The 7,704-nt window shown below is 39.7% G+C and carries 12 protein-coding genes and 1 pseudogene; 1 reads left to right on the top strand and 12 read right to left on the bottom strand.

The genetic code is table 11. The features are described 5' to 3' along the window. The 10 genes and pseudogenes from L4C37_RS21830 to L4C37_RS21785 form a co-directional block, all read right to left on the bottom strand. Positions 1 to 222 (bottom strand): hypothetical protein (locus L4C37_RS21830; protein WP_429770021.1); only part of this gene is annotated, 222 nt, incomplete at its 3' end. A 148-nt stretch (positions 223 to 370) separates the two neighbouring features. After that, positions 371 to 898: a hypothetical protein gene (locus L4C37_RS21825; RefSeq protein ID WP_137375608.1), complete on the bottom strand. Its 528-nt coding sequence runs from the start codon at positions 896 to 898 to the stop codon at positions 371 to 373. A 356-nt stretch (positions 899 to 1,254) separates the two neighbouring features. Continuing rightward, a complete protein-coding gene (locus L4C37_RS21820; RefSeq protein ID WP_429770019.1) occupies positions 1,255 to 1,791 on the bottom strand; it encodes a nucleotidyltransferase family protein in 537 nt (178 codons plus the stop codon). A gap of 123 nt (positions 1,792 to 1,914) precedes the next feature. After that, positions 1,915 to 2,237 (bottom strand): annotated as a pseudogene (locus L4C37_RS21815) (YqfO family protein). Between the two features lie 152 nt (positions 2,238 to 2,389). Next, positions 2,390 to 2,908 (bottom strand): GNAT family N-acetyltransferase, encoded by a 519-nt coding sequence (locus L4C37_RS21810; protein WP_429770017.1) that lies wholly within the window; start codon positions 2,906 to 2,908, stop codon positions 2,390 to 2,392. Between the two features lie 141 nt (positions 2,909 to 3,049). After that, positions 3,050 to 3,466, bottom strand: a complete 417-nt coding sequence (locus L4C37_RS21805; RefSeq protein ID WP_429770015.1) for a VOC family protein — start codon at positions 3,464 to 3,466, stop codon at positions 3,050 to 3,052. 152 nt (positions 3,467 to 3,618) lie between these two features. Next, positions 3,619 to 4,026 (bottom strand): GFA family protein, encoded by a 408-nt coding sequence (locus tag L4C37_RS21800; RefSeq protein ID WP_261856039.1) that lies wholly within the window; start codon positions 4,024 to 4,026, stop codon positions 3,619 to 3,621. A 155-nt stretch (positions 4,027 to 4,181) separates the two neighbouring features. Then, entirely contained in the window at positions 4,182 to 4,907 is a 726-nt protein-coding gene (locus L4C37_RS21795) for a DUF429 domain-containing protein (protein WP_429770013.1), read from the bottom strand. A 140-nt stretch (positions 4,908 to 5,047) separates the two neighbouring features. After that, the gene (locus tag L4C37_RS21790) at positions 5,048 to 5,458 is read right to left on the bottom strand and encodes a cytidine deaminase (protein ID WP_102555171.1); all 411 of its coding nucleotides are present in this window, start codon (positions 5,456 to 5,458) and stop codon (positions 5,048 to 5,050) included. Positions 5,459 to 5,607: 149 nt separating this feature from the next. Then, the gene (locus tag L4C37_RS21785) at positions 5,608 to 6,078 is read right to left on the bottom strand and encodes a GNAT family N-acetyltransferase (RefSeq protein WP_108020723.1); all 471 of its coding nucleotides are present in this window, start codon (positions 6,076 to 6,078) and stop codon (positions 5,608 to 5,610) included. A 188-nt stretch (positions 6,079 to 6,266) separates the two neighbouring features. On the opposite strand from L4C37_RS21785, the gene L4C37_RS21780 reads away from it, so the two are divergent. Then, positions 6,267 to 6,818, top strand: a complete 552-nt coding sequence (locus L4C37_RS21780; protein ID WP_429770010.1) for a type II secretion system protein — start codon at positions 6,267 to 6,269, stop codon at positions 6,816 to 6,818. A gap of 152 nt (positions 6,819 to 6,970) precedes the next feature. Here L4C37_RS21780 and L4C37_RS21775 read toward each other — a convergent pair whose 3' ends face one another. Next, the gene (locus L4C37_RS21775) at positions 6,971 to 7,153 is read right to left on the bottom strand and encodes a hypothetical protein (protein WP_137375646.1); all 183 of its coding nucleotides are present in this window, start codon (positions 7,151 to 7,153) and stop codon (positions 6,971 to 6,973) included. A gap of 127 nt (positions 7,154 to 7,280) precedes the next feature. Further along, positions 7,281 to 7,704, bottom strand: a 424-nt coding sequence (locus tag L4C37_RS21770; protein ID WP_429770008.1) for a DUF695 domain-containing protein, incomplete at its 5' end; no start/stop codon positions are given.

Genomic DNA, 7,704 nt, shown 5'->3' with positions numbered 1-7,704 from the left:
GTTATACATATAAGTCTCTCCTCCACCATTGCTACCTATAGCTATGTAATCTTGAAAGCCTGAATCATAGCTAGGCTGGAGTTCGCGAACTTCATGTTGAGAATAAAGAATAAAAGGAGAATACCAATGTACTGTTTCATCCAAAAAATCAAACTCGGTCAGCGTATTTTCCGCGATATCTTTTTGGATTCTACTTGGCAATAGTTTGTATTTTTCAATCATAGTTACTTTAAAACCTTCAAAACACCTAACGCCCAATTAAGTAGCTGACAACGCTACCAATACGCTCAAAACTACCACCTAAATCACTAAAGCTAAACCGAACTGAAAATGCCAAGCGTTGACAGTCTGCTTAAATTGCTTGTTATGTCTACTCAGAAATAGATAAAGAAGCCATTATTTTCTTTCCGATTGGTAACCATTGCTCTGATTGTTCAACCGTCGTATTAAAGGCAGTCAACAAAAACCTACCATCAACTGACGTTCCATACATTATATTATGTATCTCTGTATCAATGGCTGGTGTAATTAATTCTAGAACCATAAATGTCTGATTATTCTGGACAATAACTTCATCCCTAATCCAAGTCGCTGAAGGGTACATATTATGGAATATCTTCGATATTGCCACATGGGCATTTTTAACGTCAGAGGGAGCCATTGAGTTATTTGTATGGTTAAACACAAGTGTTACACCTCCCGTTTCATCACTAAGAACTTCTGTAGGCCTTCTAGTTGACGGGTATTTAAACTCTAAAATATCATCTGGCATAGGACCAAAATCTTTAGGTGCATTAATTGACACTTTGCCATTTAAAGCTTTAACTTCAACTAATTCAACGGCAGATGCCGTAATACTGCACAACGCAAGACTAAGAGTTAATAGTAATTTTTTCATTTCGAGCCTAACTAAGGTAAACCAGTTACCGATTAATAGAAAACAGAAGAATCATACATACCACAAATAAGCAACACCACCGACAACTCATTAACCCAAGCTATTGGTTACATGAAGTCATTCACAGGTTCAACACTACTTGGCTAAACTTCCACTAAAGATAGCTAGAAATAAGGAGTGGTTTTGAGATTAGCACCTAAGCTACTAATCTCAGTAGAAGTTCACTAGCACCAAGAGACATAACGCCCAATTAAGTAGCTGACAACGCAACCAATAAACTCAAATTTACCATCTAAATCACTGAAGCTAAACCGAGTTGAAAATGCAAAGCGTTGGCAGTCTGCTTAAATTGCTTGTTATGGCGCAATTCTCAATGATGGCCACCTGACCAGCCAACCTTTTTGACTTACCCGTTGTTCAAATGTTTCTAGTGACCTTTTGGAATTATGTGTGACGCAGTAATTAAACAAAGATTCAAACCCAAATGACGAAATACATTCATATTGGTTTGGACCTACTTTTCGGATGGCAATCGCTGTTTCTTTTTCTGGCCAGTAACTCATTGCATCCAATGAACTCATATATGGAGCATCACCATTACGCTCATGCATCACGGCTTGATTACGTACTTGCCAATTAAGTTCAGGCATCCAACTATTAAGTTGTGCTTCGTATAACAAATAGGATTCAGAATGTAATTCATCAGGGTCAAAATAGATAACATCCACATCGTTCAGTGGTGTCGGCTTTTCGAAGTTATGTAATGAATCCCAAACCAGGTTACGAACAAAGCCAGCGGCTATAAAGCACTGAGGTAAACCCAGTTGTGCAACACAATCTAAGGCCTTTACCCTAGTTGAGTCTTGCTTGATTAATTCTACGATTTTGTTCATTTTCGACCTGCGCCATAACGCCACGTTAAGGTGTGACAACCGAGTGCCATAATGGTGAGCGAAGCGAAACCGGCACGCGTTTGGAATCACTCTTAAACGTTTTGTTAGCTGCAAACTCTAAAGTTAGAGATCAAACTCTATATTGTAGAGTTGAACACATTAACCAATGGCTCTTCCCACCCAAGACTCTCTTTCAAAGACTCTACCATAGGTCTCACTTGTTCTGTTGAGACGTTGATTTCAATTTTAAGTAACTTGTAGTTTTCAACCTCACCTTTAGAACCAAATACTGGATTTGAGCCCTCTAAGGCTCGATGCGACCCCATAACCGAACCAATTGCCCAGCAATGATCGTAATTACCAATTTTATCGACTCCAGATTCATGTAATACATTTTGTACTAACATCTGCTGTTCTGGATTACAGAATATTTCTAGTTTATACATTTTCGATAATACTCGTTACATACCGATTGCAGCTAACGCCGCATTAAGTGGTGAACAACGCGACCACCCCGCCTTAAACCTTGCCACATTTAGCACTGAAGCCGACCTGACCTGAAATTGCCAAGCGTTGAGAATCCGTCTTAAATGCCTTGTTATATAACAATATTTCCCAAATGGTAAATGTGATCGGCATACAATTTACCACCAATCTTATAAGGATCAGCAATTACTTTGACTTGAGAAAAACCACTTTTAACTAATACTCGCTCTGAACCAAGATTCCCTTCAGTAACGACTGCATTAAAAGCTTCAATACCCCAATTAATTCGAGAATACTCAATAAGAGACTTAAGTGATTCCGTTCCATAACCATGACCTTGATATTCAGGTAGGAACATAAAACCAACTTCGGCTACGCCATCTTGAACACAAAAGCCTGTGACCCCTACTTTTTCTCCATTGTTTCGCTTGGTTATAACTAAGCACAACCAATGACTAGAATCAGGTGACCAAGGACTAAGACGGCTTGCAAACCTAACCTTAATTTCATCTATTGAAGGTTCGTCAAAGCATAAGGAAATCACTTTAGGATCAGCGTGTAAGGAGTGAAACAACGACCTGTCGTTTGGCGATAACTGATCCATCATTAATCGTTCTGATGTCAGTTTCATTCGTGAAACTCTCCTTGTTATATAACGCCGCATTAAGGGGTGAACAACGCTTCCACCCCACCTAAAGTATTGTACCGTAAACACTAAATTTGAAGTAGATGCAAAAATGCCAAGCGTTGAGAACCCCTCTTAAATGCTTTGTTATGTGCGCTGTTCGATTTCCGCGATGTAGCTATCTGAACCTACTGCAGTTTCCCAGAGATATCCGTCTAGATCAGCGAAATAACCCGAAAAACCACCCCAAAAAACGGGTTGCCCTTGCTTTACGACTTTCCCACCATTTTCATCAGCATTCTCCAGCAGATTAAGAACTTCACGGGAAGAGTTTACATTTCTAGCAAAAGTAATACCTGCAAAGCCTGAACCTTTTGGCTCAACACCAGCATCTTTCGCTAGCTCAGGTTTGGGAAATAGAGCCAACACTGGACCGTCAACATCCATAAAAACAATTTCATCAGATTGATAATCTGTACGTTCTAGTCCAAGTACTGCTTCATAGAACTGTGCTGAAGCTTCAATATTTGATACACCTAGTGTGATGATTGATAATTTTCTCATTTCCCCTCCGAGCACATAACGCCCAATTAAGTAGCTGACAACGCTACCGATATACTCAAACTTAACACCGTAATCACTGAAGCTAAACCAAACTGACAATGCCAAGCGTTGGCAGTCTGCTTAAATTGCTTGTTAGGCGATTTTTACAGCGCCTACTTACGCCCAGCTTCGTGCTTTTCACTACGAGGTAATTCAGCATCTAAGTCATCCCAATTTGCCTTTGAAGTAACAAAGTTATGAGAAATAGGTCGTTCCGATATATCGGTATCCAAAATACCTAAACGAAGGCGAAACCTTTTCGGAGATTGAGAATTGGAACTATAGATTGGACTTCCGCAAGTTTGACAAAAGTACTTACGCTTACCCTCACTGCTTTCATAAAAAGTAAGAGTCTTATCGTTATCAATTAACTTTAAGTCTTCAGCGTCAATGAAACCATTGGTGGCATAGGCACTTCCGCTAGCCTTACGGCACAAAGAACAATGGCAATGAATAATATCGGTAACTCCACCATTTAATGACAACTGGATTGAGCCACATAAACAACTTCCTTTGTACATTTATACTCCTTAGCTAAAACTTTGCCTATTCGCCTAACGCCACGTTAAGTAGTGAGCAACGCCACCACCGAAACTAAACATTACCACCTTAAACACAAAACCCAACGATTAACACTGAAAATGCCAAGCGTTGGGAATCTGTCTTAAACGTTTTGTTATATGCATTTCACCTGCGGAACCCAAATATAGCCTGTATCCTTATCACCGTAGGTTACACTGGCTGCTCTGAGTTGATAAAGTCCAGCTATGTAGAGGCAAATTATCGAATCTAAAGCATCCTCATTGCTTTTTAAAGCAGCACCTTTAAGGCTTTGAATATACGACTCTGATAAAAGCATGTTAATTTCTTCAGGGATTTGGAGAGATAAAACCGCTGAATTTTGAAGAGATAATATAAAACTAGCTAATTTTGATTGCCCTTGTTTCTTCTCTGCTACGCTTCCTTTCTTGTATGCAAGTCTCTCGGGTAAACCAAAACATTCAATTATAGCTGGGTGAGGATAACACTCGATTTGCCATTTTTCAGAGGATAAGTGTTGGTAGCCTAATGAAGCTAGAGATGTTGAAAGATTTACACTTAAAGCATCTGGGTACAAAGAAAGGTTTGAAGTATGACAAGACGCTTTTCTTGCCCCATAATCACGGCTAAGTGATTTTTCACAATCTCTCTGACCTGTTTGGTTTTCAATTACAAGAGGGGCATCTATTGCGATACCAAAGATTTCTGTTTCGCTTTCTATGAGACTCGTGATCTCCGACATACCAAAAATCGCTGGTTCAAGCCGCTCTAGTTTCAAGCTTTTACCATTTAGACTTCCGATAGCTATTGCTGATGGATTTTTTTCACCGTGCCAAGCTAAGTCAATTCCTGCTAATTTCATCAATGTATCATTCCTGCATATAACGCCGCGTTAAGTAGTGAGCAACGCCAACCACCCAACCTAAACCATTGCACCTTAAACACTTAACCCAACTTAGAATACAAAATGCCAAGCGTTGGGAATCTGCCTTAAACGCCTTGTTATAGCGCTTTGCCGTTTACAAGTGACCAATGATGAGGCATTAATTCACGTATAGTTTTGAAAACCAATGCATTATCTGAAGTCGTAATTGCTGCTTTAACATCTCCACCCCAGTGGACAAGGCGCTCTTGGCAAACCCCGCATGGTGACAAGATTAGAAACTCATCGTTCTCATTTTCACGACACAGACATAATGAGTGAGTCACTCGCTCATTGAGTTTGTGAGCCTCTAAATACGCTCCCACTTCCATGCATAGGGAAAGAGCATCGTTTTGGGTATCAGGAGCAACGCTTGTTAATATTTTGCCTGACTCTGTTCTAATAGCTGCGGCACCACCCCAACCCGAAGGGTATCGCATGTTTACTAATTCTACTGCCGCTTGATAAAGCTCTTTTTCGATACTATCCATCACCATCCATCTTCAATTTTATCGGGCGCTATAACGCCGCATTAAGTGGTGAGCAACGCTACCACTCTTCCTAAACCATTGTGACATAAGCACTTAACCCAAAGTAAGCCGAAAATTCCAAGCGTTGGGAATCCGTCTTAAATGCTTTGTTATACGAATTTTTCCACCAATTCCCGTGTCATAAAGTGACTATGTGGATCGAGTTCATAGTTGGCAAATGGTTCACAATAGGTAAACCCGAATTTCTCATACAGATTTCGAGCTGGTTGGAAGAATTGTTGAGTGCCGGTTTCAAGGCTAACTTTGCGGTATCCCTTGTCGATAACAGTATTCAAAGCATGAGTTAACAGCTTAGTTGCAACACCGGACTTTCGGGATGAACTAGAAGTTCTCATTGATTTCAATTCAACATGACGGGGATTGAGTTGCTTGATAGCAAGACAACCTTGTAATTCACCGTTAACCCAACCGCTGAAGAATGTAATATCTGATGATTTAAGTGCATCGACATCTAGAGCATGAACACTTTCTGGAGGCGAAGTTGCATACATATCAGCCAAGTGCTCTTCGAGTAATTCAATGACTTCACCACCCGATAGATCGTCTATTTTAATTTCCATATTCCGAATTTTCCTTATTCGTATAACGCCGCATTAAGGTGTGAGCAACGCTACCACACAACCTAAACCATTACGCCTTAAACACAGAACCACACCTTGAACTAAGAATGACAAGCGTTGGGAATCTGTCTTAAACGCCTTGTTATGCTAACATGAATTTAGATGTATCAGTCACATAAGGAAACAACATGCATAGGCAACAAGGATTTACATTGATCGAACTAGTTGTCGTTATTGTAATAACTGCGATACTTGCAGTAGTTGCTGCGCCTCGTTTTCTTAACTTTTCTAGTGACGCATCAGAAGCAAGTATTAATGGCGTAGAGGCTGCTCTCAACACATCATTGAAATTAGCAGATGCTAGGATAGCTATTGATAATGCTGAAACTTCGGTAGACTACCAAGGTGAAACGATCGCTTTAACCGGTGGCATGCCTGCCGCAAGTGCCGGAACACTACGTACACTTCTTAATATTGATGTACCCAGCTCATGGACACGAAATTGGGAAACCATTCCTTGTAATGAACCTGAGTTCTGCATTTTAGGAAATATGTACCCAGGTAAAAGTGGCTATGTTCCTATTCCTGACTTTCCACTGGATTCAAATGGCGGAATAGATCGAGCATCATACATTTGGCAAAAAGGCTATATTTTGGAATCAAATGGCTGCTACACCTTTTATATTAATGAAACGTCTAAAGAGACCTACCATTCAGGTTCCGTCAGTGATAATTGTTAGCATAACGCCCAATTAAGTAGCTGACAACGCTACCAATACGCTCAAAATCACCACCGAAATCACTGAAGTTAAGCCGTGCTGAAAATGCCAAGCGTTGGCAGTCTGCTTAAATTGCTTGTTAGGCAGTTTGACCACAATCAGTGAAAGCTTAGCTAAGCTGGTTCTATGACTAAATTACGGTTTGTATCTGAACTCGAAAATACGATATCTGAGTTCTCATGTGTCTCAACAATAAACTCAGCTCCTGGCTCTATGTGAAAACTAACCTTAGCTTGAGATACTTGAACTGTAATTTCACCTGATTCACTGCCTGTATTTTTAAACTTCTTATTCATCTAAAGCTCCTACTCGATTGTTTTTAGCTCAATTGCCTAACGACCCTAATAATCCAAAGTTTTTGGCTAAAATATTGAGTAACGAAAACAGTTAACTATTTTTTAGGGTCATTATTAATTAGCTTATTTACTTAGGTCGTACTTCGTTAAAATAATAATCCCACTTAGGGTCATGAACAGCCTCAATTTCTATTGGATAAGGTTCCATCTCTTGTGGAATATTATGAAGTTTTTCTGCAAAAACATCCGTAGACTTACAATAAAAAACCCATTCTCGATAACCATTTGTTGTAATAGCTGAACTAAGGACACCTGACATATCTGTTTCAAGCGAGTCAACTAATCGGTTTTCAAAGATTTCCATAGCCGCACTATCTACCTTCGAAGGCATACCAGACTCATGGACACTATAATTCCAGTAAACTTGAATAAGTTTAGGGTAATTTGAAATTCCTAAATGTGGCATTAATTTATCTCTGAAACGGATCATTAGAGGTAAATCATTATACTTGCCTTCTGCAACTGCCCAATGATCATTGTTTATTATATAT

The sequence above is a fragment of the Vibrio kagoshimensis genome (assembly GCF_050337535.1).
GTDB lineage: Bacteria > Pseudomonadota > Gammaproteobacteria > Enterobacterales > Vibrionaceae > Vibrio > Vibrio gallaecicus.
This window is presented reverse-complemented; position numbering and strand designations above follow the sequence as displayed.

What these genes read in the sequence shown, in the direction of transcription:
- L4C37_RS21825 (WP_137375608.1), bottom strand. Translation starts at nt 898, where the DNA reads ATGAAAAAATTACTATTAACTCTTAGTCTTGCGTTGTGCAGTATTACG.
- L4C37_RS21820 (WP_429770019.1), bottom strand. Translation starts at nt 1,791, where the DNA reads ATGAACAAAATCGTAGAATTAATCAAGCAAGACTCAACTAGGGTAAAG.
- L4C37_RS21810 (WP_429770017.1), bottom strand. Translation starts at nt 2,908, where the DNA reads ATGAAACTGACATCAGAACGATTAATGATGGATCAGTTATCGCCAAAC.
- L4C37_RS21805 (WP_429770015.1), bottom strand. Translation starts at nt 3,466, where the DNA reads ATGAGAAAATTATCAATCATCACACTAGGTGTATCAAATATTGAAGCT.
- L4C37_RS21800 (WP_261856039.1), bottom strand. Translation starts at nt 4,026, where the DNA reads ATGTACAAAGGAAGTTGTTTATGTGGCTCAATCCAGTTGTCATTAAAT.
- L4C37_RS21795 (WP_429770013.1), bottom strand. Translation starts at nt 4,907, where the DNA reads ATGAAATTAGCAGGAATTGACTTAGCTTGGCACGGTGAAAAAAATCCA.
- L4C37_RS21790 (WP_102555171.1), bottom strand. Translation starts at nt 5,458, where the DNA reads ATGGATAGTATCGAAAAAGAGCTTTATCAAGCGGCAGTAGAATTAGTA.
- L4C37_RS21785 (WP_108020723.1), bottom strand. Translation starts at nt 6,078, where the DNA reads ATGGAAATTAAAATAGACGATCTATCGGGTGGTGAAGTCATTGAATTA.
- L4C37_RS21780 (WP_429770010.1), top strand. Translation starts at nt 6,267, where the DNA reads ATGCATAGGCAACAAGGATTTACATTGATCGAACTAGTTGTCGTTATT.
- L4C37_RS21775 (WP_137375646.1), bottom strand. Translation starts at nt 7,153, where the DNA reads ATGAATAAGAAGTTTAAAAATACAGGCAGTGAATCAGGTGAAATTACA.